Origin of the sequence: Pseudomonas sp. NBRC 111133 (assembly GCF_001320605.1) — a bacterium.
In the GTDB taxonomy this organism is placed as follows: domain Bacteria; phylum Pseudomonadota; class Gammaproteobacteria; order Pseudomonadales; family Pseudomonadaceae; genus Aquipseudomonas; species Aquipseudomonas monteilii.
Map to the genome: position 1 here is coordinate 1 of NZ_BCBJ01000106.1, position 21,080 is coordinate 21,080.

Sequence of the window (21,080 nt, forward strand, 5' to 3'; positions counted from 1 at the left end):
GATCCACTTGCAGGACTATTGGCAAGAAACCATCAACTGGCCATCAATGGTGGTGCAAACCGCCGTGGCGATGATGGCGATCATCTGCCTGCCGCGGCAGTTCCATGTCACCGTGGTAGAGAACATCGAACCCCAGGACATGCGCCTGGCGCGCTGGGTGTTCCCGATGTACCTGGCACTGGCCGCGCTGTTCGTGGTGCCGATTGCCTTGGCCGGGCAGATGTTGCTGCCGGGCACGGTGATTTCCGACTCGTTCGTCATCAGCCTGCCACTGGCCGAGGCGCACCCGAGCCTGGCCCTGTTGGCGTTCATTGGCGGTGCTTCGGCGGCCACCGGCATGGTCATCGTCGAAGCCGTGGCACTGTCGACCATGGTGTCCAACGACATGCTGCTGCCCTGGCTGCTGCGCCGCAACAACGCCGAGCGGCCGTTCGAGGCGTTCCGCCACTGGATGCTCTCGGTGCGCCGGGTAACCATCGTGGTGATCCTGTTGCTGGCCTACGTCAGCTACCGCTTGCTGGGGTCCACCGCGAGCCTTGCGACCATCGGCCAGATCGCCTTTGCCGCCGTGACCCAGCTCACCCCGGCCATGCTTGGCGCGCTGTACTGGAAGCAGGCCAACCGCCGCGGCGTGTTCGCCGGCCTGGCCGCAGGTATCTTCCTGTGGTTCTACACCTTGGTGCTGCCGATCGCCGCCCATAGCCTCGGCTGGCCGCTGCAACTGTTCCCGGGGCTGGCGTGGCTGCACGGCAACCCGTTGGACCTGCCAATCAGCCCGCTGACCCAGGGCGTGGTGTTGTCATTGGCGGGCAACTTCACCCTGTTTGCCTGGGTCTCGGTGCTTTCGCGCACGCGGGTGTCCGAGCACTGGCAGGCCGGCCGCTTCATTGGCCAGCAAACCGCGCGGCCCAGCAGCAAGCCGCTGCTGGCGGTGCAGATCGACGACCTGCTGACCCTCGCCTCGCGCTTTGTGGGTGAAGAGCGTGCACGCCAGAGCTTCATCCGCTTCGCCTACCGCCAGGGCAAGGGCTTCAACCCCAACCAGAACGCCGACGGCGACTGGATCGAGCACACTGAACGCCTGCTGGCCGGGGTACTGGGCACCTCGTCGACCCGCGCCGTGGTCAAGGCCGCCATCGAAGGCCGCGACATGCAGCTGGAAGATGTGGTGCGCATCGCCGACGAAGCCAGCGAAGTGCTGCAGTTCAACCGTGCCCTGCTGCAAGGCGCCATCGAGAACATCAACCAAGGCATCAGCGTGGTCGACCAGAACCTGCACCTGGTGGCCTGGAACCGGCGCTACCTGGAGCTGTTCAACTACCCCGACGGCCTGATCAGCGTGGGCCGGCCCATTGCCGACATCATCCGCTACAACGCCGAGCGCGGTCTGTGCGGCCCGGGCGAAGCCCAGGTGCATGTGGCGCGGCGCCTGCACTGGATGCGCCAGGGCCGTGCGCACTCCTCCGAACGGCTGTTCCCCAATGGCCGGGTGATCGAGCTGATCGGCAACCCGATGCCGGGCGGCGGCTTTGTCATGAGCTTCACCGACATCACACCGTTCCGCGAGGCCGAGCAGGCCCTGCGCGACGCCAACGAAGGCCTGGAGCAACGGGTGGCAGAGCGCACTCAAGAGCTGTCGCAGCTCAACCAGGCGCTGTCCGAAGCCAAGAGCCATGCCGAAGCGGTGAGCCAGTCCAAGACCCGCTTCCTGGCTGCGGTCAGCCATGACCTGATGCAGCCGCTGAACGCCGCCCGGCTGTTCTCCGCCGCCTTGTCGCAGCAGGCCGAGGGCATGAACGAAGAGGCCCAGCAGTTGGTGCAGCACATGGACAGTTCGCTACGCTCGGCCGAAGAGCTGATCAGCGACCTGCTAGACATCTCGCGCCTGGAAAACGGCAAGATCACTCCGGATGCCAACCCTTTTGCTCTCAACGAACTGTTCGACACCCTGGGGGCAGAATTCAAGGTACTGGCGGCCGAGAAAGGCCTGGAGTTCCGCCTGCGTGGCAGCCGCCTGCGGGTGGACAGCGACATGAAGCTGCTGCGCCGGGTACTGCAGAACTTCCTCACCAATGCCCTGCGCTATGGCAAGAGCCCTATCCTGCTGGGCGCGCGCCGCCAGGGCGAACGCCTTTGGCTGGAAGTATGGGACCGGGGGCCGGGCATTGCCGACGACAAGCTGCAGGTGATCTTCCAGGAGTTCAAACGCCTGGACAGCCACCAAACCCGCGCCGAAAAAGGCCTTGGCCTGGGCCTGGCGATTGCCGACGGCCTGTGCCGGGTGCTGGGGCACCCGCTGGAAGTACGCTCATGGCCGGGCAAAGGCACGGTGTTCCGGGTCTGCGTGCCGATTGCCCGCCAGCCCGCACCGGCGCCGAGCGCCCCGGTGGAACAGGGTGGCCAACCGCTGGCCGGGCTGCAGGTACTGTGCGTGGACAACGAAGACAGCATCCTGATCGGCATGAACAGCCTGCTCAGCCGATGGGGTTGCCAGGTATGGACCGCACGTAACCAGGCCGAATGCGAGGCCCTGCTGGCCAAGGGCATGCGCCCGCACCTGGCATTGGTGGACTACCACCTGGATGACGGCGAGACCGGCATCGGGCTGATGGGCTGGCTACGCGCGCGCCTGGGTGAACCGGTGCCAGGGGTGGTAATCAGTGCCGACGGCAGCAAGGAAACCATCGCCATGGTGCATGCATCAGGCCTGGATTACCTGGCCAAGCCGGTCAAGCCGGCGGCCCTGCGCGCCATGCTCAACCGCCATCTGAGCCTGGTTCAGTAACCGCTGCATCCGGCACCTCGTCGGACAGCGCCCGCTCCAGCAAGTCTGCCGGCAGGCTCTTGCTGGCACGAGCGCCCAGCAGTTTCAGCTGTTCGCTGCGGCTGACCAGGTTGCCGCGCCCTTCGCACAATTTGTTGCGGGCAGCGGCATAGGCCTTGTCCACCTGCTGCAGGCGGCTGCCCAGCTCGTCCAGGTCCTGGATGAACAACACGAACTTGTCGTACAGCCAACCGGCGCGCTCGGCGATTTCGCGGGCGTTCTGGCCTTGGCGCTCCTGTTTCCACAGACTGTCGATTACCCGCAGGGTCGCCAGCAAGGTGGTGGGGCTGACAATCACGATTTGCCGGTCGAATGCTTCCTGGAACAGGTTGGGCTCAGCCTGCAAGGCTGCCGAGAAGGCCGCCTCGATGGGCACGAACAGCAGCACGAAATCCAGGCTGTGCAGGCCTTCGAGGCGATTGTAATCCTTGCTCGACAGGCCTTTGACGTGGCTGCGCAGCGATTGCACGTGCTGCTTGAGCGCGGCCTCGTCGTTGCCGGCGACGAACTGCTGGTACGCCGTGAGGCTGACCTTGGCGTCCACCACCACCTGCTTGTCGCCGGGCAGCATGATCAGCACATCGGGCTGGAAACGCTCGCCGTCGGCACTTTTCAGGCTGACCTGGGTCTGGTACTCGCGGCCCTTTTCCAGGCCCGCATGCTCCAGCACCCGCTCAAGAATCAGCTCACCCCAGTTGCCTTGGGTTTTCTGGCCCTTCAAGGCCTGAGTGAGGTTGGTGGCCTCGTCCGACAAGCGCAGGTTGAGCTGTTGCAGGCGCTCCAGCTCCTTGCCTAGCGAGAAGCGCTCGCGGGCCTCTTGCTGGTAGCTTTCTTCCACGCGCTTTTCGAAGGCATGAATACGCTCCTTGAGCGGGTCGAGCAACTGGCCCAGATGCTGCTGGCTGGTCTGGGCGAAGCGCTGCTCACGCTCGTCGAAGATCTTGGTGGCCATGTCGGCGAACTGGGCGCGCAGGGTATCGCGCGCTTCCTGCAGGTCTTCGAGGCGTTGCTGATGGCTTTCCTGCTGCTCGCGCAGCTCGGCCTCCAGGCGTGCGGTCTGGGCCTCCAGGCGGCGCAGTTCGGCCTCCCGGTTGGCGCGCTCCAGGCTCCAGGCGTGGGCGGCATCGCGGGCATTGTCGCGGTCGACTTGCAACAGTTCCAGCTCACGGCCCTGGGCGGCTAGTTGGGTCTGCTTGACGGTGTTGGCTTCGCTGAGGTCGCTGACTTCGTCGCGGCTCGCCTCCAGCTGCGCTTGCAGGCCAGCCTGTGCCAGCTGGGCAGCGTTGAGGCGTTCTTCAAGCAACGCCTGCTCACCTTGCCGCGCGCCCTGGCGGCGCTGCACCTGCATGACCCACCCCAGGCAAGGTAACGCGCCTGCCACCAAGCCCAGCAGAATGCTGGCCAGATCCACTGTCATGCTTACCCCGAACGATCCTGGATGATTGATGCGCAGCTTATCAGCCCAGCGGGCGTGTTGCCTGTTGCAGCTCGAGTGCTCAGCCCGAGAACCACTGGCGCAGCAACCGCCGCGCCTCCTGTGACCCCTGCCCCGCCGCCAGTTCCAGCCAGTACCGCGCCTGCTCCGGCTCGCTGTGCTGACACAACCGTGCATATTCCAGTTGCGCCCGCCGATCACCGGCGCGGGCGGCCTGACGCAGCAGTTCATGGCCAATCCGCCGGTCACGGGCATTGCCGCAATCACGGCACAGCATCTGCCCCAGGCGGCTTTGTGCGACCACCACGCCCTGGCGCGCCGGCTGTTTCAGCAGGCGCCCGGCCAAGTGCTTGACCTGGGGCTTGTCACCCAGGCGCGGGCTGTCGAGCAACCACAAGGCAACTTTCAGTGAAAAGCGTTTGGGGGGAGGCGTCGATGCCGCGGGGCTGGCGAGGTGTTTGCTGCGGAACTTCATGAGTAACAGGTTTGGCAACTCGAAAGGCGCGCCACTCTACTCTTTTTTTACCGCCCCGGCCTGTCCATTTCTGGAGAATTGAAAAAAATTTAAATGATATTTTCTTGACGTTTACGAGGGGATGACCAAGCAGTCTGTCGAGGCATGTCGATTGTCGGACAGTTCACGCCTTTGCTAGCACGCCCGTCCTAGAGCAAGCGCTCGGGACAATCCACAGTTCCTGTGGATAACTCGGTGGACAACCCCCTTGCACACACCGCAAAGCCCCGTAAATTGGGGCTTTGTGTCAAACTGACGATTTTTTCACCAGCTAAAAATAGTGTTTTTTTTCATTGACTTAACCGCGCAGTCAAGGCATTGGCGAGGCTGTCGATGCGTGTTGCCGGGCTGTTACAACCGCTGCCCCGAATGTGAACAAGTGCACCATAAACCTCCCTTCGGGTGCACGAAATGGGCACATCCGCCCGGATACGGGCCATTTGCCCCCTCTTCACAGCAACGCAAATACGCGCCATACTGCGCGGCTAACCTGAACGAACGTAGTGCTTGCCAAGCGCCTGCATTTCCAGTAAGGTGCGCCTTGTTAGTACCAAGCTGAAAGTCAATTCTGGCCGCAAGCGTCCTTGCAAACCCCCTCCTCCCAAGAGTGGCGCTGCTGAAAGCAGGACCGGCCCAATCGATGATTCCCTCGCCAGCCTCAGGCTGCTCAAGCACGAATCACGTGACAGATTGATCAGGATTCCACCCCGACGGCCTAGAACCTTGGCCCCGGCGTGCTGCCTGCCTTCCGAAGTACCTACCAGTCAGCCCAAGCGCCCACCTTTGATTGCGCCCCCTCTGGCTGCCCTGTTCCAGTCAGGTTCGTTCGTCCCTTAATAAAGGCGTCACTGGAACGTTTCTATCATGCACGGATCATAACCCCCGTGTTTAAAGCAGGAACCTCCAACAATATGCATACTCATCATCAAATTCAGGCTGCCATTGGCACCCTCTCCCAGGCCTTCTCGCCGTTGAAGTGCCTTATCGTTGCCCCACGCAAGGGCAGCTTCAGCTTCACCCTGGTAGACGAACACGGCGTCGCCTGCCACACCGAGCGCCTGTACCCGGAACAGTACAGCCGTAGCGAGCCGCTGCAGGCGGTCATTGCCCGTACTCGCCAATCGCTTACCGCGTGAGCGGCGAATACTGCGGTATTCAAGCGCTGAATCTCCCCATCGCCAGTCTGCCTGAACATTCCCGACGTAATTGCCTTAGGGCATATAGCCCGGTACGTCAGGCAGCAAACGATTTAAAAACAGCTCTTTACACCACGATTATCACACTACACTTCAACTCGAGCGGTCCTTACCGCTTCCGGCGGGCCTGATCATTCACCAGCTGCCAAGCTCCAGCGCCCGTCCGGCCCTTATCTGCTCGAGGGCATCATGGGTATCGCGGCGAATGAATTGTGTCAGTATGTGATCCGACCCACCCTGGTCTACCTGAACCGTCACTGCGCCAGCGCCGAGGCCTTGTTGCTGGGCATCGCCGCCAGCCAATCGGCACTCGGGTCCGCTTTGCACGACCGACGTGGGCACGGCCTTTACCGCATTGGCGAACACCGCCATCAGGCGCTCTGGGACGACTACCTGGCTCGGGATCCCGACCTGGCCAGCCTGGTCCGCGGTCTGGCCAGCCAGCACGCCTTCCTTGGCGGGCCGCACCTGGAGCTCACCGTCAACCTGCGCTACTCCACCGCCATTGCCTGGATGCTCGTCGAAGAACAGGCCACAACGCTGCCCGCCGCAGATGACCTGTTGGCGCTGGCACGAATCTGGCGACAGGTATTCAACCCCCAAGGTCGCCTGCGCGACTTCACCTCAGCCTGGCACACCTGCATCGATCAGAGATTGCCACAGGCATCGTAAGACACGCCCTACAAAATTACCGGAAAAAAGGGAATTGTGGTCGGATTGTCCTACAAAACCGCTCTATCTTCTGCGATTGAGACTATGGCGCGGCGCGTGATTTGTTGGTAGCGTTTCGCCCCGGAGATCCCAAGGAGTTTTCTAATAATGAAAAAAGTAATGCTCAAAACCTCCCTCGGCGTAGCCGTTGCTCTTGCTTCCAGCCAACTGCTCGCCAGCGGCTTCGCGCTCAACGAACAGAGCATCAGCAGCATGGGGACAGGTTTCGCGGGACGTTCTTCTTCTGCCGAAGATGCCAGCACCGTGTTTGGCAACCCGGCAGGCATGTCCCGCCTCAAACGTGAACAATTCACCGTGGGCGGCGCTGCCGTCATCGCCAAGTCCGACATCTCGGGCCCGGGCAGCAACCTCGGGGGGGAAACCGATGGTGACATGGTGCCTTTCGTTGGCGTACCGATGGGTTACTACGTCAAGCCGATCGACGACCACTGGAGCGTCGGCTTCGGTGTTTACGTACCGTTCGGCCTGGTAACCGACTACGGCAGCGATGACGCCGCACGCTACTGGGGCAAGAAGAGCCACGTCGAGGTTGTCACCTTCCAGCCGACTGTCAGCTATGCCTTCAACGACAAGGTCTCGATCGGCTTCGGCCCTACCATCAACCGCATCAAGGGTGAGCTGGGCTCTAACCTGGCAACCCCAGCTGCACTAGGCGGTAGGGACGGGGAAGTTAAAATCAAAGGTGACGATACCGCCGTAGGCTATAACATCGGTGTTTTGGTTCAGGCCACCGACCGGACCCGTATCGGCTTGACCTATCACTCGATGGTTGACTACAAACTTGAGGGTAAAACCCGGGTAAGTACACCACTGCTACAGTCTTTCAGCGGCAGCAAATTCGATGCATCGCTGAAAATCAAGACCCCTGAATCTGTCGACCTTTCGGTCACGCATGAACTTGATGATCAGTGGACTTTGTACGCCGGCAGTACTTGGACACGCTGGAGCAGGCTGAAAGACATCACTGTAAACAACGATCTGCCTGCCCAACTGTCCGGCGGTGCAGCTGGTGCGCTATTCGGCACCATCACCGAAGAACAGAACTGGCATGACACCTGGGCCCACGCCATTGGTGCGTCTTACAAGGTCAACAAGGAGTGGGTACTGCGTACCGGCTTCACCGTCGACCAGTCGCCGACCAACAACCACGACCGTTCGCCACGTATCCCGACTGGCGACCGCAAAGTGTTCAGCCTGGGTGCCGGCTGGAGCCCGAACGACGACATGACCATCGACGTGGCCTATTCCTACCTGTGGGAAGAAGACACCAAGGTCAATCTGGCGAGTGCAACCAAGGGCAGCTACCAGGCCAAGTACGAGAACAGCGCTCACGGTATCGGTGCTTCGCTCACCTACCGCTTCTGATTCGTACGCGACACACAAAAAACCGCCCTCGTGGCGGTTTTTTCATGCCTGCACCTGCCAACTGTCACCCAGGCACTCGCGCAGATAATCCATGAACACGCGTACCTTGGTGGTCATGGCAAAACGGTCGGCCAGGCACAAGTAGATATCCATTGGCTCGGTCTGGGCGTAGGCTTGGCCGCTGTCGCTGTATTCAAACAAGGGCACCAGCGCGCCGGAGGCCAGGTGAGGCCGCACGATGAACTCGGCCAGGCGGGTGATGCCACCGTCGTGCAGGGCCATCTGGGTCAGGGCATCGATGTCATCGCTGATCAATACGCTGCCGAACTCCGCCTCGAAGCGCAGGCCGTCGCGCATGAAGCCCCAGCGCAGAAAGCGCCCGTCCACCGGATAGCGAAACACCAGGCAGCGGTGCTCGCGCAGGGCCTCAGGCGTGACGGGTACGCCGGCGCTTTGCAGGTAACCGGGTGAGGCGCAGCAGATGAACGGGATACGCGCAATGTGCCGGGCCATTAGCTGGTCTTCCAGCTGAGGGGCAATCCGCAGGCTCACGTCGACGTCTTCACGGGCATGATTCACCCGGCGATCAGTCGTTACCAACTCTATCGAAAGCAACGGGTAGCGGGCACTGAAGGCGGGTATCAGCGGCGCCAGGACGTGGCGACCGAAGGCGGAAGTCGAGGCAATGCAGAGCCGCCCTTGGGGCTCGCTGTCTGGTGTAGTGACCGCCTGTTCAGCCAGCGCCAAGTCACGTTCGATGTGCTTCACACGCTCGTAATACTGGGCGCCAGCGGGTGTCACAGCCATGCTGCGTGTGGTGCGGCTGAGCAGTCGCACCTGCAAGTGGCCCTCCAGCCGAGCCAGGTTCTGGCTGACCGCTGCCGGGCTGAGCCCCAGATTGCGGGCGCCAGCCGCAATGCTGCCGGCTTCGACAACCTTGATGAAGCTGCGGATGGTGTTGAGCAGGTCCATTTGAGCCCCTGGATTCGTAAGAATCTCTTTATAAAGAACTCAATCCTGCGGGTCTACAGGTGCAGGCGCATGCATTGCTAACCTGCGCCTCCACTCACCTTTCAGGAGTTCGCATGAGCAACCTGTCCCAGTCGCGCAGCCGACGCAAATTACACCCGGGCGCCACGCCTTACGTTTTCGCCTTTTACATGTCGTCGATCATGGCACTGCTGATGTGCTTCGTGATCACAGCGGCCAATGCCGGGGTTAACCCGGAATACCTGAGCAATGTGCTGAAGGCCTATCAATTGGCAATGCCAGTGGCGTTTGTATGTGTGTTGATGGTGAGGCCGGTAGTGGTGCGGCTGGTGGCAATTACGGTGCATGCGAATTGAAGTAGCCCGAGAACCAGACGGACTCCCCGCTCTTGATCTTGATCTTGATCTTGATCTTTGCGACTTCAGGAGGCCGAACGCAGGCCTTGCGGAGGGAGGTGACGGGCATGGATGCCCGTCAAGCGCTGGGCCCCAGGATGGTGGGGCCTGCAGCGCGGTCCTCCCGGGAGCAAGGCCGGAGTGAGGGAACCCCGGAGCGCAGCGCAGGGGCCGGATGACAGGAGCGCAGCGTTTTTTGGTTACTTTTTGTCGCGTTTGACAAAAAGTGACTCGCCGTAAGGGCGAAAAGGTGAGTCCGCGTCGCCAAAGCAAATGGACTTTGCGCAATACAAGAACCAGCGCTGTTTCGCTTCTCGCTATCAGCCCTCAGCATCAAGCAAAGTCAGCAAACCGCATCACTGCTGCGAAGCGATGGCCTTCTCGATAGCAGCCCTGAACGCCGGGTCATCCGGTTTGGTCAAGCTGGAGAAATTGCCAATCACCTTACCCTTACGGTCCACCACGTACTTGTAGAAATTCCACTTCGGCGCACTGCTCTGGCTGGCCAACTCAGCGAACAGTGGTATCGCATCCTTGCCCCGTACCGGCTGCGTCTTGGTCATGGTGAAAGTGACACCGTAGTTGGCATAGCAAACCTTGGCGGTCTTCTCGCTGTCGGCGTCTTCCTGCTTGAAGTCATTGGACGGCACGCCCAGCATTTCCAGGCCTTGCTCGTGATACTCCTTGTACGTCGCCTCAAGCCCCTCGAACTGCGGCGCAAAACCGCAATAGCTGGCGGTGTTGACCACCACCAGCGGCTTGCCCGCAAAGCGCTGGCACAGGTCGACCTGACCCTTCCCACGCAATTCCGGCAGGCTACCCTGCAACACGGCCGGGCAATCGGCAGCCCAGCTCGATGTGCTGGCAAGCAGGGCCAGCACCGGCACCATCAACCAATGTGCACGCATGATTCGTTACTCCCACAAGACAATCCTTGAGCTTGCAGGGTAGCGCCTAACAAACACCCATGCCCAGTTGCATCAACGCCATCCCTCCCTGATGCCAGCCCCACCACACCAGCACCAACAGCGCCAAAGCAGCAAGGGCCAGCAGCCCACGGGCCAGGTAGCGGTTCATGCGGCCTGGGCCTGCAAGCGGGCAACCGGACGCTCGCGCACCGGCCAGTTAAGGGCGGCAGCCAGCAGGCTGAGCAGGATGGAAATCTGCCAGACCAGGTCGTAGCTGCCAGTGCGGTCATACACCACCCCACCCAACCAGCCCCCCAGGAAGGCGCCCAGCTGGTGGAACAGGAAGACGATACCGCCGAGCATGGACAGGTTGCGCACCCCGAACACCGTCGCCACGGTGCCATTGGTCAGCGGCACCGTAGACAGCCACAGCAGGCCCATGGCGATGCCGAACAGGTAAGCACTGAACTCGCTCACCGGCGCCCACAGGAACAGCAGGATCACCACCGCACGTAGCAAGTAAAGCCCGGTCAGCAGGCGCGGCTTGGACATGCGACCACCCAGCCAGCCAGCGGTGAAAGTACCCACGATATTGAACAGGCCGACCAACGCCAGCACCGTGGTACCGGTGGTCGCAGCCAGGTGCTGGTCCACCAGGTAGGCCGGCAGGTGTACACCAATGAACACCACCTGGAAGCCGCAGACGAAAAAGCCCAGCGCCAGCAACCAGAAGCCGGAATGCGAGCACGCCTCGCGCAGTGCCTGGCCCAGTGTCTGCTCCGCGCCATGGCTGGCCAGCGGACGGTCGCGCAGCAGGCCGACGAAGGGCACGATAAACGCCACCATCACGCCCAACACCAGCAACGCCGCCGACCAACCCAACCACTGGATCAGGCCCAAGGTGCCGGGCAGCATGGCGAACTGGCCAAACGAACCGGCAGCGCTGGCGATCCCCATCGCCATACTGCGCTTCTCGGCAGGCACAGCACGCCCGACCACGCCAAGGATGACTGAGAACGATGTACCGGACAGGCCGATGCCTATCAGCAAGCCGGCACTGAGCGACAACGACCAGGCAGAGTCGGCCATACCCATGAGTATCAAGCCAACGGCGTAGAGAATGCCGCCGATGATCACCACCCGCGCCGCGCCCAAACGGTCGGCCAAGGCACCGGCGAACGGTTGCGCCAGCCCCCAGATCAGGTTCTGCAAGGCAATGGCAAAGGCGAACACCTCACGCCCCCAGCCAAAGTCGGCGCTCATCGGCGCCAGGAACAGGCCAAAGCCATGGCGCACACCCAAGGAAAGCGCCAGGATCAACGCCGCCCCCACCAATACCCAACCGCTGGTTCGCCACACCGAAGTCATTGTCGTTATCTCCAGCACATCGCAAGGTTTTTACGGGTATATACCCGCTTATAGTCGTATCAAATCAGGCGAGTTGGCCCAGCAAACGCACCAGCTCATCCCGCTGCCCTGCCCCCAGTCGCTCCACCAGCTCCGTTTGAGCCTGCTCCCAGGCGGGATGGGCGTCACACAATAGCTGCTTACCCGCTTCGGTGAGCAGCACTACACGATTGCGTTGGTCATCGCCATCCACCAGGGCCAACAGCCCCTCGGCCTCAAGCACCCGCAGGTTGCGGCCCAGGGTGCTGCGCTCCAGGCCCATCGCTTCGGCCAGGGTCGTGATGCTGGGGCGGTCAAGCCGCTGCAGATGGCGTAACAGGGAAAACTGGGCGACATTGACCCCGAAGCCGGCAAGCGCTTCGTCGTAATGCCGGCTCACCCCACGGGCAGCGCGACGTAGATGGGTACAGATGCATTCACTGGTCAGCATGGATACGTGTATATACCCGCGTCATAGGTGTTGCAAGAAATTTCGCCTTCGAGGTGACAGCAACCGATCGCTCAGAGCCTCACGGCCAAACCCAGCACCACAGCAAGCTCAAGCAACTCCAGCATCGCGCCAGCGGTGTCCCCGGTGGTCCCGCCAAGGCGCCGGCACATCAGTTGCCGCAGCCCTGCAAACACAGCGAGTGCCAGCAACAGTATCCAGCACACGCTCCAGCCACCTGCGACCAGGCACATGACCGCACTGCCCAGCAAAGCCCAAGAGGCCTCACGGCGCGGCAGATGATCGGCCAGGGCTTGGCCCAGGCCACCCGAGCGCACGTAGGGGGTACCCAGGAACAGACCCAACATTGCCGCCCGACCAATCAAGGGCGCCAGCAGCAATTGCGCTCCGATGCCCTGCTCCACCAGCACCCACAAGGCGCAAAATTTCAGCAGCAGCACCAACACCAGGGTGACCACGGCAATCGGCCCGCTGCGCGGGTCTTTCATGATCTGCAGGGTGCGCTCACGGTCGCCGAAACCGCCCAACCAGGCGTCGGCGCTGTCAGCCAGACCATCCAGGTGCAAGGCGCCACTGAGCAATACCCACACCGTCAGCAGCAAAGCCGCATGCAGCGGCGCTGGCGTACCCTGCAGCAGATGGCTGGCCAGCCACAGCAGTAAGCCGAACAGCAGCCCGACCAGCGGGTAGAACAGCAGAGAACGCCCCATTTCCCGTTGCGCCGGCATGCCTGGCAGGCTTACGGGCAGGCTGCTGAGAAACTGCAAGGCAATCCAGAATGGCAACATCTCAGCACGCCTCGACCCACTGGCCATCGACACCCGGTACCAGCCGCACCAGCGCACCATGCCCCACTTCAACCTGCAGCAGCTGCGCCCTCGGCAAGCCACGGGCTCGGGCCAGCAATAGCCGCATCACACCACCATGGGTGACCAGCAGCACACGCTTGCCAGCATACTGACGGCTCAGCCGCTCGACAGCAGCCAGCACACGCTCGGCAAACGCCTCGACTGGCTCGCCATTGGGCGGCGTAAAGGCGTAAGGGTTCTCCCAGAACCGCCCCAGAGCATCCGCCTGGTCTTCCATGATCTGCGCGGCGCTTCGGCCCTCCCAGTCGCCAAAATGCAGCTCCTGAAGGCCGGGTTCTCGTTGCACCGGCAGATTCAACTGCGCCCCCAGTTCATCGGCAAAGCGGGCGCAGCGCTGCAGCGGCGAGCTGACCAGCACCTCCCAAGACTCCGCCCCGGCCACGGCACCACGCATCTGCGCCCAGCCCTTGTCAGTCAACGCATCGTCAAGGCTGCCGCGCAGGCCACCCTGTTCGGTTTCGCCATGGCGCAACAAGTCGAGGATCATGCCGAGCGGTCCGCCACCGCAGCTTCGGCGAACGTCGCCATCTGCCCGTGCAGCGCGCAGGCGAGGCGCAGCAGCGGCACGGCCAGCGCAGCACCACTGCCCTCGCCCAAACGAAGGCCCAGCGCCAGCAGCGGTTCGGCCTGCAATGCCTCGAGCAACGCCTTGTGCCCGGGTTCCGCGCCTTGGTGAGCGAACAGCAACCACGCGCGGCACTGCGGATTAAGGTGCACCGCCGCCAGCGCGGCAACGCTACAAATGAAGCCGTCCACCAGTGCGGCGATCCCCGCCTGCGCACAACCGATGTAGGCGCCCGCCAACGCAGCGATCTCAAAGCCACCGACGCAACCCAAGGCTTGCAACGGGTCCGCAGCCTGCAACTTGTGCAAGCGCAGGGCGTGCTCAATGACTTCGGCCTTGTGCCGCACACCCGCGCTGTCCAGGCCCGTGCCCGGGCCACTCAGTTCAGCAGGCGGGCAGCCCAGCAGCACGCTGGCCAAGGCGGCGGCGGCCGTGGTGTTGCCTATTCCCATCTCGCCACCGATGAACAGCTGCGCACCCCGTTCGGCCGCACGCAGCGCGCTGTCGCGGCCCGCCTGCAACGCAGCTTGCAGTTGGCCTTCGGTCATTGCCGGCTGCCGGGCGAAGTTGGCCGTACCGGCCCCAAGGCGCAAGTGGTGCACGCCCGGCAACGCCAGATCAGGGTCGATGGTGCCCAGGTCGACCACTTCGAGACTGGCCTGCAGCTCGCGCGCCAGCACGCTGATCGCTGCACCACCCCCTACGAAGTTGCGCAGCATCTGCCCGGTCACCGCCTGCGGGTAAGCTGAGATACCCTCCTCGACCACACCGTGGTCACCGGCAAAAACGGTGATGGCGGCCTGATCCAGCACCGGCCTTTCACGCCCTTGCAGGCCGGCCAGCTGAATGGCCAGACCCTCAAGCTGGCCAAGCGAACCGGCAGGCTTGGTCAACTGCTGCTGACGGGCGCGGGCCTGGTCCATGGCGGCGTTGTCGAGAGGTTGGCAGGCATCACGCCACCAGGCTTGTGTCATAGTGCAGGTCCTTTAAGCATTAAGGGCAGGCCGGCCACGGTCAGCACCACACGCTGACAACGTTCGGCCACGGCCTGGTGAAGCCAGCCGGCCAGGTCGACATAACGCCGGGTCAGCTCGCCCATGGGCACGACGCCCAGGCCGGTTTCGTTACTGACCAGAATCAGGGTGCCAGGCAACTGCTCAAGGCAGGCCAACAAGGCATCTCGCTCCTTGGCCAGGCGCTGGTCATCTTCAAGCATCAGCAGGTTGGTCAACCACAGGGTCAGGCAGTCCACCAGCAGGCAACGGCCTTCGGCCGCTTCGGCGCGCAGCACAGCAGCCAGGGCCAGCGGTTCTTCGATCAGCCCCCAGTCGTCCGGGCGGCGCTGGCGGTGCAGTAACACACGTTCGTTCATTTCACCGTCCAGCGGCTGGCTGGTGGCAATGTAGGTCACTGGCAGGCCACTGGCACTGGCCAACTGTTCGGCGAGGCGGCTCTTGCCGGAGCGGGCGCCCCCGAGGATCAAGCTGCGCATGTCAGGCCACCCCACAGAACTGGCGCAAGCGCGCGGTGTCCAGGTGTTTTTCCACCAGGTCGGCCAGGCGCTCGATGTCGCGCTCGCGCAGGGCTTCGTAATCGATGGTCTGGGCATCTTCCAGGCCGGCCCAGCGCAGCAGCGCGGCGCACGAGTGGCTGCCCTCGAACAGGCCGTGCAGGTAGGTGGCAAGGATCTGCCCATCATCGCTCACCGCGCCATCACAACGACCATCAGCCAGTTGCACGGCTGGCTGTTCCAGCGCAGGGCCGGTGGTGACGCCTGCATGAATCTCATAACCGGCAACCGGCGCCGCTTCAAAGTTCAGCACCCCGGCAACGTTGCGCAACTGCTTCTCGGCCTCAAGCACCGTGGTGTAATCCAGCAGGCCAAGCCCCGGGCTCGACCCGGCAGGGCCCTCGAGGCCTAGCGGGTCATGTACTTCACGGCCCAGCATCTGCAGGCCGCCACAAATGCCGATCAGCTTGCCGCCGTAGCGCAGGTGCCGCTCGATCGCTTTGTCCCAACCGCGCTCGCGCAGTTGCGCCAGGTCGCCACGCACGCTCTTGGAGCCCGGCAGGATGATCAGGTCGGCAGGCGGAATCGGCTGGCCCGGGCCGATGAACTGCAGGTCCACCTGCGGGTGCAGGCGCAGCGGGTCGAAGTCGGTGTGGTTACTGATGCGCGGCAATACCGGCACGATCACCTTGAGCACACGCTCGCTTTTGGCGCCCTGGCGCACATCGATGCCGTCTTCGGCTTCCAGGTGCAAATCGGTGACGTAAGGCAACACGCCCAGCACCGGCTTGCCGGTGCGTTGCTCCAGCCAGTCCAGCCCCGGCTGCAACAGGGCGATGTCGCCACGGAAGCGGTTGATGACAAAGCCCTGGACCCGCGCCTGCTCACTGGGCGAAAGCAATTCCAGCGTGCCGACAAGGTGCGCGAACACGCCGCCGCGGTTGATGTCGGCGACCAGGATCACCGGGCAATCGACGGCCTCGGCAAAGCCCATGTTGGCGATGTCGCCGGCCCGCAGGTTGATCTCTGCCGGTGACCCGGCGCCTTCGACCATGACCACCGGCCAGGCGGCACTCAGCCGCTGGTGTGAAGCCAGCACCGCCTGCATGGCGATGGCCTTGTAGTCGTGGTAGGCCACCGCATTCATGCTAGTGACCGCACGGCCATGAATGATCACCTGGGCACCGGTGTCGCTGTTGGGCTTGAGCAGTACCGGGTTCATGTCGGTATGCGGCGCCAGCCGGCACGCCTGGGCCTGCACCGCCTGGGCCCGGCCGATTTCACCGCCGTCGGCGGTTACCGCGCTGTTCAACGCCATGTTCTGCGGTTTGAACGGCACCACAGCGACGCCCTGGCGCAACAACCAGCGGCACAGTGCGGTCACCAGCGTGCTCTTGCCAGCGTCGGAGGTGGTGCCTTGCACCATGAGGGTGGTCATGCCGATTCCTTTTGATAGTCGGCCAGCGCCTGGGCCAGGCGCTGTTCGTCGGCCGCACACTCGGGCAGCCCCAGGCGCACGGCCGGGGGGTGGTCGAACAGGCGCACCAGGATGCCGCGACGGGCGAGAAAGTCATGCAACGGCGCGGCACGCTCGCTGCGCACGTACTGGAACAGGTCACAACCGCCGCTTGGCGCCAGGCCAGTGCTCGCCAACAAGGTGGCAAGGCGCTGGCTGGCAGCGGCGCAACGTTCAATCTGCATGCGCTGCGCAGCTTCGTCTGCCAGGCTTGCCTGGGCCAGCACCCGGGTCGGGCCGTTGACGGTCCAAGGGCCTAGCAACTCGGCCAAACGCAACAGCAGGCTGCGCTCAGCGGCGACGAAGCCCAGCCGCACCCCGGCCAAACCGAAGAACTTGCCGAATGAACGCAGCACGATCAGGCCCTTGCGACCCGCGCAGCCCACCACGCTGTCTGCCGGGGTGTTGTCCATGAACGCCTCATCGACCAGCAACCAGCCACCGCGCGCAGCCAGGCGCGCATGCCAAGCCAACAGCGTCTCACGCGGCACCCGCCGACCGGTCGGATTGTTGGGGTTGACCAGCACCAGCACGTCAAGGCTATCGAGCGCTGCGTCAACCTGTGCCTCGTCCAGCTCGACCAACTGATGCCCCGCCCGCTGCCAAGCGTACGGGTGTTCGGCATAACATGGCGTCAGCACCCCTGTCCGGCCTGCGGCGCGCAGCAGCGGCAACGCCTGGATCGCAGCCTGAGAGCCCGCTACCGGCAGCAGCTGGCTGGCACCGTAGTACGCGCGTGCAGCGTCTTCCAGGCCGTCCTCGACCTCCGGTAGACGCGCCCACGCATCTGCAGGAATCGGCGGGATCGGGAATGGCCAGGGCGCGATGCCGCTGGACAGGTCGAGCCATTGCTCGCGAGGAATGCCGTACTGCTGCACTGCGCGCAGCAGGCGGCCACCGTGTTCAAGCATTGATGTAAGCCCCCAGGCAGATCAACAGCAGCCACAACCACACACCCCGCTGCACCAGGGCCCAACCGCGCTCGATGGCGTCGGCATCGGCCACTGGCCCCTCGCCCAGGCGCGGCCGCTCATGAAGCTCGCCGTGGTACACCGCCGGGCCACCGAGCTCCACGCCCAGTGCACCGGCACCTGCAGCCATCACCGGGCCGGCGTTAGGGCTGTCCCACAGAGGGCCCTGCTTGCGCCAGCAGGCCAAGGCCAGGCGGGTCTTGCCCAGCAGCGCATACGTCAGCGCCACCAGCCTTGCGGGAAGGTAGTTGAGCACGTCGTCGATACGCGCCGCGCACCAGCCGAAACGTTCGAAGCGCTCGTTACGGTAGCCCCACATGGCATCCAGCGTGTTGCTCAGGCGATACAGCACCACACCCGGCGCGCCAGCCACCACAAACCAGAACAGCGCGGCGAACACCGCATCGCTGCCGTTCTCCAGCACCGACTCGGTGGCCGCCCGGGCCACTGCCGGCTCGTCCAGTTCGCGGGTTTCGCGGCTGACCAGGTAGCCGACGCGCCGACGTGCCTCTTCCAGGTTGCCTTGGCGCAACGCGTTGGCCACCGGCAGCACATGCTCGCCCAAGCTTCGCAGCCCCACGGCGCAGTACAGCGCCAGCACATCCACCAGCCAGCCGATGTAGGGCAGCCACGACAGGACCAGCGCCACCAGGGTCAGCGGCACCACCGCCAGAAACCACGCGCTCACGCCATGGCTGCGCCAGCCGCGCCCGCCGGCATTCAGGCGGCGCTCAAGGTTACTGGCCATGTTGCCAAAAGCCACCAACGGGTGGCGCCGCTGCGGCTCGCCCAGCAAAGCGTCCAGGGCTACCCCGGCCACGGTCAGCAAGGCCACGCTCATTGACGCTCTCCCCATTGGTTCTCGTAAAGCATTTCGCTCAAGGGCCGCGCTTCGGCCCAGTTTTCCTGCACAAGCATCGGCACCGGGTAAAACTCGGTGACCGGCCCCAGGCACAGCACCGCCACCGGTTTGGCGCCCGCCGGCATGCCCAGCAAAGCGGCCAAAGCCTGCGGCTCGAACAGCGACACCCAGCCCATGCCCAGCCCTTCGCCACGCGCAGCCAGCCACAGGTTCTGGATGGCACAGGCCAGCGAGGCCAGGTCCATTTCCGGCAGCGTGCGGCGGCCGAAAATGTGCGGTTCCCGGTTATCCATCAAGGCCGCGACCAGCAGCTCGGCGCAGTCGTTGATGCCTTCAACCTTCAGCTTCATGAAGGCATCGGAGCGCTCGCCCAATGCCTCGGCGGTGCGTACCCGCTCCGCCTCCACCAACGCCTGGATGCGCCCGCGCAGGTCACGCCGGGTAATGCGGATAAAACGCCACGGCTGCATCAGCCCGACACTGGGCGCCTGATGCGCGGCGGCCAGCAAACGGGCAAGCAGCTCTGGCGCCACCTGGCCACCGGCAAAATGGCGCATGTCGCGACGCTCGCCAATGGCCCGGTAGATCGCGGCGCGCTCGACCTCGCTGAAGGCATGTTCGCTCATGGCCGCAACAGCGCCGCCGCCGCATCCGGGTTGGAGGGAAAGTAGAAATGCACGTATGAGGCCGTCAACCGGCCCAAGCGATACACCGCTTCGCTGCCACGCCCGCCATTAGGGCTAAGGCCACGGGCGATCGGTTCCAGCTCGGTGCTGGTCAGCGAGTGATGGTAGGTATGGCCACGCAAGGTGCCCTCCGGCAGCTCTACCGCCTGCAGCGCCAGGGCCGCCAGGCGCTTCTGCATGGTCGCCTCACCCCGCAGCAGGCCCAGCAGTTCGGCACGCTCGCCGGCCACGTCGGTCAAGGCATCGAGCAGGTACAGCATGCCGCCGCACTCGGCCAGCAAGGGTTTGCCCTGAGCATGATGGGCGCGGATTGCCTCGCACATCGGCGCATTGGCGGCCAGGGCATGGTGATGCAGCTCGGGGTAGCCGCCCGGCAGGTACAGGCTATCCACCGACGGCAGTTTGCGGTCGTGCAGCGGCGAGAAGAATTCCAGCTGCGCCCCGAGGTTGTGCAGCAGGTCGAGGTTGGCCCCGTAGGTGAAGGCAAACGCTTCGTCGCGTGCCACGCCGATGCGCACCCCTGCCAGCGAAGCAGCACACGCTTGTGTTTCGGGCTCGGCAAAGCTCACCGGTGGTGGCAAGGCTGCGTCGCAGCTGGCGCCAAGCGCCTCGGCGGCTGCATCCAGGCGGGCATCCAGGTCGTTCAGCTCGCTGGCCTGAACCAGCCCGAGATGGCGGCTGGGCAACTCGATGCCGCGCTCGCGCGACAAGCCGCCGTACCAACGCAAGCCCTCGGTCAGGCTGCCTTCCAGCAGTTGCGCATGGCGCAAGCTGCCCACCCGGTTGGCCAACACCCCGGCAAATGGCAAGTCGGCCTGGTAGCGCGCCAGGCCCAGGGCCAATGCGCCGAACGTCTGGGCCATGGCCGTGCCGTCGATCACCGCCAGCACCGGCACGCCGAAGTGGCGCGCCAGGTCGGCGCTGGACGGGGTGCCATCAAACAGCCCCATCACCCCTTCGATCAGGATCAGGTCTGCCTCGCCTGCGGCGTCCCACAGCAGGCGACGGCTTTCTTCGGCACCGATCATCCACAGGTCCAGCTGGTACACCGGCCCGCCACTGGCGCGCTCCAGGATCATCGGGTCAAGAAAATCCGGGCCACACTTGAATACGCGCACCTTGCGCCCGAGGTTACGGTGCAAGCGGGCCAGCGCGGCGGTGACGGTAGTCTTGCCCTGGCCAGAGGCGGGTGCCGCGATCAACACGGCGGGGCAATGGCGCGATTGACTCACAGTTCGACGCCCTTCTGTGCGCGAATGCCGGCCTGGAAGGCGTGTTTGAGCATACCCATCTCGGTCACGGTATCGGCCAGTTCGATCATTTCAGGCTTGGCCGCACGGCCCGTGACGATCACATGCTGCATCGGCGGGCGGGCCTGGATGTCTGAAAGCACCTGGTCCAGGTCGAGGTAACCGTGCTTGAGGGCGATGTTCAGCTCATCCAGCACCACAAACTGCACATCAGGGTCTTGCAGCAGCTGGCGCGACACCGCCCAGGCGGCTTCGGCGGCGGCGATGTCACGCTGGCGGTCCTGGGTTTCCCAGGTGAAGCCCTCGCCCATCACGTGGTAACGCACCTGCTCAGGAAAGCGGCGGAAAAACAACTCCTCCCCAGTGCTATTGCGGCCCTTGATGAACTGCACAACACCGCACTGCATGCCATGGCCCAGCGCGCGCGCGAGCATGCCGAAGGCCGAGCTGCTCTTGCCCTTGCCATTGCCAGTCAGCACCAGCAACAGGCCGCATTCGTTGGGGGAATTGGCGATACGTTCGTCGATGACCGCCTTCTTGCGCTGCATGCGCGCCAGGTGGCGTTCGTCACGTTCGGTGGATTCGCTCATCAGGGTTCTCCGCTGGCTGGCACCGTGGCTACGCACGGTGACAGTTA

Annotated in this window: 22 protein-coding genes; 5 read left to right on the forward strand and 17 right to left on the reverse strand. The window is 63.8% G+C overall.

Annotated elements, in window-relative coordinates:
- The coding region (locus APH36_RS24090; RefSeq protein ID WP_060500750.1) for a NahK/ErcS family hybrid sensor histidine kinase/response regulator at nucleotides 1-2,785 on the forward strand (2,785 nt) is incomplete at its 5' end.
- On the opposite strand, the gene rmuC is transcribed toward APH36_RS24090, so the two are convergent.
- Nucleotides 2,757-4,127 carry a DNA recombination protein RmuC gene (rmuC, locus tag APH36_RS24095; protein WP_164525269.1) on the reverse strand — a complete coding sequence of 457 codons (1,371 nt, stop codon included), beginning with the start codon at nucleotides 4,125-4,127 and terminating at the stop codon, nucleotides 2,757-2,759. The genes APH36_RS24090 and rmuC overlap by 29 nt on opposite strands.
- A 193-nt stretch (nucleotides 4,128-4,320) precedes the next feature.
- Nucleotides 4,321-4,734, reverse strand: coding sequence for a tetratricopeptide repeat protein (locus APH36_RS24100; RefSeq protein ID WP_060500754.1), 414 nt, complete (start codon nucleotides 4,732-4,734; stop codon nucleotides 4,321-4,323).
- Nucleotides 4,735-5,684: 950 nt separating this feature from the next.
- Between APH36_RS24100 and APH36_RS24105 the strand changes: the two genes are divergently transcribed.
- The 3 genes from APH36_RS24105 to APH36_RS24115 all read left to right on the forward strand — a co-directional run bounded on the left by APH36_RS24105 (nucleotide 5,685) and on the right by APH36_RS24115 (nucleotide 8,066).
- Entirely contained in the window at nucleotides 5,685-5,909 is a 225-nt protein-coding gene (locus tag APH36_RS24105; RefSeq protein ID WP_016715487.1) for a hypothetical protein, read from the forward strand.
- Nucleotides 5,910-6,158: 249 nt separating this feature from the next.
- A complete protein-coding gene (locus tag APH36_RS24110; protein WP_060500756.1) occupies nucleotides 6,159-6,641 on the forward strand; it encodes a hypothetical protein in 483 nt (160 codons plus the stop codon).
- Between the two features lie 147 nt (nucleotides 6,642-6,788).
- Complete coding sequence (locus APH36_RS24115; RefSeq protein WP_060500758.1) at nucleotides 6,789-8,066, forward strand: OmpP1/FadL family transporter; 1,278 nt, start codon at nucleotides 6,789-6,791, stop codon at nucleotides 8,064-8,066.
- Nucleotides 8,067-8,108: 42 nt separating this feature from the next.
- Here APH36_RS24115 and APH36_RS24120 read toward each other — a convergent pair whose 3' ends face one another.
- Nucleotides 8,109-9,038, reverse strand: coding sequence for a LysR family transcriptional regulator (locus APH36_RS24120; protein WP_060500760.1), 930 nt, complete (start codon nucleotides 9,036-9,038; stop codon nucleotides 8,109-8,111).
- A gap of 113 nt (nucleotides 9,039-9,151) precedes the next feature.
- On the opposite strand from APH36_RS24120, the gene APH36_RS24125 reads away from it, so the two are divergent.
- Complete coding sequence (locus APH36_RS24125) at nucleotides 9,152-9,412, forward strand: DUF2798 domain-containing protein (protein WP_060500762.1); 261 nt, start codon at nucleotides 9,152-9,154, stop codon at nucleotides 9,410-9,412.
- A 395-nt stretch (nucleotides 9,413-9,807) separates the two neighbouring features.
- Here APH36_RS24125 and APH36_RS24130 read toward each other — a convergent pair whose 3' ends face one another.
- From APH36_RS24130 to cobO, 14 genes are all read right to left on the reverse strand, one after another.
- The gene (locus tag APH36_RS24130; RefSeq protein WP_019099289.1) at nucleotides 9,808-10,359 is read right to left on the reverse strand and encodes a glutathione peroxidase; all 552 of its coding nucleotides are present in this window, start codon (nucleotides 10,357-10,359) and stop codon (nucleotides 9,808-9,810) included.
- A 46-nt stretch (nucleotides 10,360-10,405) separates the two neighbouring features.
- The gene (locus APH36_RS32815) at nucleotides 10,406-10,528 is read right to left on the reverse strand and encodes a hypothetical protein (protein WP_256219344.1); all 123 of its coding nucleotides are present in this window, start codon (nucleotides 10,526-10,528) and stop codon (nucleotides 10,406-10,408) included.
- Nucleotides 10,525-11,727: an MFS transporter gene (locus APH36_RS24135; RefSeq protein WP_060500764.1), complete on the reverse strand. Its 1,203-nt coding sequence runs from the start codon at nucleotides 11,725-11,727 to the stop codon at nucleotides 10,525-10,527. Before APH36_RS24135 ends, APH36_RS32815 begins: the two co-directional genes overlap by 4 nt.
- A 64-nt stretch (nucleotides 11,728-11,791) precedes the next feature.
- A complete protein-coding gene (locus tag APH36_RS24140) occupies nucleotides 11,792-12,196 on the reverse strand; it encodes a MarR family winged helix-turn-helix transcriptional regulator (protein ID WP_060500766.1) in 405 nt (134 codons plus the stop codon).
- A gap of 71 nt (nucleotides 12,197-12,267) precedes the next feature.
- Entirely contained in the window at nucleotides 12,268-13,002 is a 735-nt protein-coding gene (locus APH36_RS24145; RefSeq protein WP_060500768.1) for an adenosylcobinamide-GDP ribazoletransferase, read from the reverse strand.
- A gap of 1 nt (nucleotide 13,003) precedes the next feature.
- The gene (locus APH36_RS24150; RefSeq protein WP_060500769.1) at nucleotides 13,004-13,570 is read right to left on the reverse strand and encodes a histidine phosphatase family protein; all 567 of its coding nucleotides are present in this window, start codon (nucleotides 13,568-13,570) and stop codon (nucleotides 13,004-13,006) included.
- On the reverse strand, nucleotides 13,567-14,622 hold the full coding sequence (cobT, locus tag APH36_RS24155) for a nicotinate-nucleotide--dimethylbenzimidazole phosphoribosyltransferase (protein ID WP_060500771.1): 1,056 nt from the start codon (nucleotides 14,620-14,622) through the stop codon (nucleotides 13,567-13,569). Before cobT ends, APH36_RS24150 begins: the two co-directional genes overlap by 4 nt.
- Nucleotides 14,619-15,140 carry a bifunctional adenosylcobinamide kinase/adenosylcobinamide-phosphate guanylyltransferase gene (gene cobU, locus APH36_RS24160; protein ID WP_060500772.1) on the reverse strand — a complete coding sequence of 174 codons (522 nt, stop codon included), beginning with the start codon at nucleotides 15,138-15,140 and terminating at the stop codon, nucleotides 14,619-14,621. The genes cobT and cobU overlap by 4 nt, the downstream gene beginning before the upstream one ends.
- 1 nt (nucleotide 15,141) lies before the next feature.
- The gene (locus tag APH36_RS24165) at nucleotides 15,142-16,596 is read right to left on the reverse strand and encodes a cobyric acid synthase (RefSeq protein ID WP_060500774.1); all 1,455 of its coding nucleotides are present in this window, start codon (nucleotides 16,594-16,596) and stop codon (nucleotides 15,142-15,144) included.
- Nucleotides 16,593-17,585 carry a threonine-phosphate decarboxylase CobD gene (gene cobD / locus APH36_RS24170; protein WP_060500775.1) on the reverse strand — a complete coding sequence of 331 codons (993 nt, stop codon included), beginning with the start codon at nucleotides 17,583-17,585 and terminating at the stop codon, nucleotides 16,593-16,595. The genes APH36_RS24165 and cobD overlap by 4 nt, the downstream gene beginning before the upstream one ends.
- A complete protein-coding gene (gene cbiB / locus APH36_RS24175; protein WP_016715472.1) occupies nucleotides 17,578-18,486 on the reverse strand; it encodes an adenosylcobinamide-phosphate synthase CbiB in 909 nt (302 codons plus the stop codon). The genes cobD and cbiB overlap by 8 nt, the downstream gene beginning before the upstream one ends.
- Nucleotides 18,483-19,133 carry a 5,6-dimethylbenzimidazole synthase gene (gene bluB, locus APH36_RS24180; RefSeq protein ID WP_060500777.1) on the reverse strand — a complete coding sequence of 217 codons (651 nt, stop codon included), beginning with the start codon at nucleotides 19,131-19,133 and terminating at the stop codon, nucleotides 18,483-18,485. The genes cbiB and bluB overlap by 4 nt, the downstream gene beginning before the upstream one ends.
- Nucleotides 19,130-20,425, reverse strand: coding sequence for a cobyrinate a,c-diamide synthase (locus APH36_RS24185; RefSeq protein WP_060500779.1), 1,296 nt, complete (start codon nucleotides 20,423-20,425; stop codon nucleotides 19,130-19,132). Before APH36_RS24185 ends, bluB begins: the two co-directional genes overlap by 4 nt.
- Nucleotides 20,422-21,033 (reverse strand): cob(I)yrinic acid a,c-diamide adenosyltransferase, encoded by a 612-nt coding sequence (cobO, locus tag APH36_RS24190; RefSeq protein ID WP_016715469.1) that lies wholly within the window; start codon nucleotides 21,031-21,033, stop codon nucleotides 20,422-20,424. The genes APH36_RS24185 and cobO overlap by 4 nt, the downstream gene beginning before the upstream one ends.
- Between the last annotated feature and the right edge of the window lie 47 nt (nucleotides 21,034-21,080).

Excerpts from the sequence above, each read along its gene's own strand:
- APH36_RS24100 (WP_060500754.1), bottom strand. The coding sequence starts at position 4,734 with ATGAAGTTCCGCAGCAAACACCTCGCCAGCCCCGCGGCATCGACGCCT.
- APH36_RS24105 (WP_016715487.1), top strand. The coding sequence starts at position 5,685 with ATGCATACTCATCATCAAATTCAGGCTGCCATTGGCACCCTCTCCCAG.
- APH36_RS24110 (WP_060500756.1), top strand. The coding sequence starts at position 6,159 with ATGGGTATCGCGGCGAATGAATTGTGTCAGTATGTGATCCGACCCACC.
- APH36_RS24115 (WP_060500758.1), top strand. The coding sequence starts at position 6,789 with ATGAAAAAAGTAATGCTCAAAACCTCCCTCGGCGTAGCCGTTGCTCTT.
- APH36_RS24120 (WP_060500760.1), bottom strand. The coding sequence starts at position 9,038 with ATGGACCTGCTCAACACCATCCGCAGCTTCATCAAGGTTGTCGAAGCC.
- APH36_RS24125 (WP_060500762.1), top strand. The coding sequence starts at position 9,152 with ATGAGCAACCTGTCCCAGTCGCGCAGCCGACGCAAATTACACCCGGGC.
- APH36_RS24130 (WP_019099289.1), bottom strand. The coding sequence starts at position 10,359 with ATGCGTGCACATTGGTTGATGGTGCCGGTGCTGGCCCTGCTTGCCAGC.
- APH36_RS32815 (WP_256219344.1), bottom strand. The coding sequence starts at position 10,528 with ATGAACCGCTACCTGGCCCGTGGGCTGCTGGCCCTTGCTGCTTTGGCG.
- APH36_RS24135 (WP_060500764.1), bottom strand. The coding sequence starts at position 11,727 with ATGACTTCGGTGTGGCGAACCAGCGGTTGGGTATTGGTGGGGGCGGCG.
- APH36_RS24140 (WP_060500766.1), bottom strand. The coding sequence starts at position 12,196 with ATGCTGACCAGTGAATGCATCTGTACCCATCTACGTCGCGCTGCCCGT.
- APH36_RS24145 (WP_060500768.1), bottom strand. The coding sequence starts at position 13,002 with ATGTTGCCATTCTGGATTGCCTTGCAGTTTCTCAGCAGCCTGCCCGTA.
- APH36_RS24150 (WP_060500769.1), bottom strand. The coding sequence starts at position 13,570 with ATGATCCTCGACTTGTTGCGCCATGGCGAAACCGAACAGGGTGGCCTG.
- cobT (WP_060500771.1), bottom strand. The coding sequence starts at position 14,622 with ATGACACAAGCCTGGTGGCGTGATGCCTGCCAACCTCTCGACAACGCC.
- cobU (WP_060500772.1), bottom strand. The coding sequence starts at position 15,140 with ATGCGCAGCTTGATCCTCGGGGGCGCCCGCTCCGGCAAGAGCCGCCTC.
- APH36_RS24165 (WP_060500774.1), bottom strand. The coding sequence starts at position 16,596 with ATGACCACCCTCATGGTGCAAGGCACCACCTCCGACGCTGGCAAGAGC.
- cobD (WP_060500775.1), bottom strand. The coding sequence starts at position 17,585 with ATGCTTGAACACGGTGGCCGCCTGCTGCGCGCAGTGCAGCAGTACGGC.
- cbiB (WP_016715472.1), bottom strand. The coding sequence starts at position 18,486 with ATGAGCGTGGCCTTGCTGACCGTGGCCGGGGTAGCCCTGGACGCTTTG.
- bluB (WP_060500777.1), bottom strand. The coding sequence starts at position 19,133 with ATGAGCGAACATGCCTTCAGCGAGGTCGAGCGCGCCGCGATCTACCGG.
- cobO (WP_016715469.1), bottom strand. The coding sequence starts at position 21,033 with ATGAGCGAATCCACCGAACGTGACGAACGCCACCTGGCGCGCATGCAG.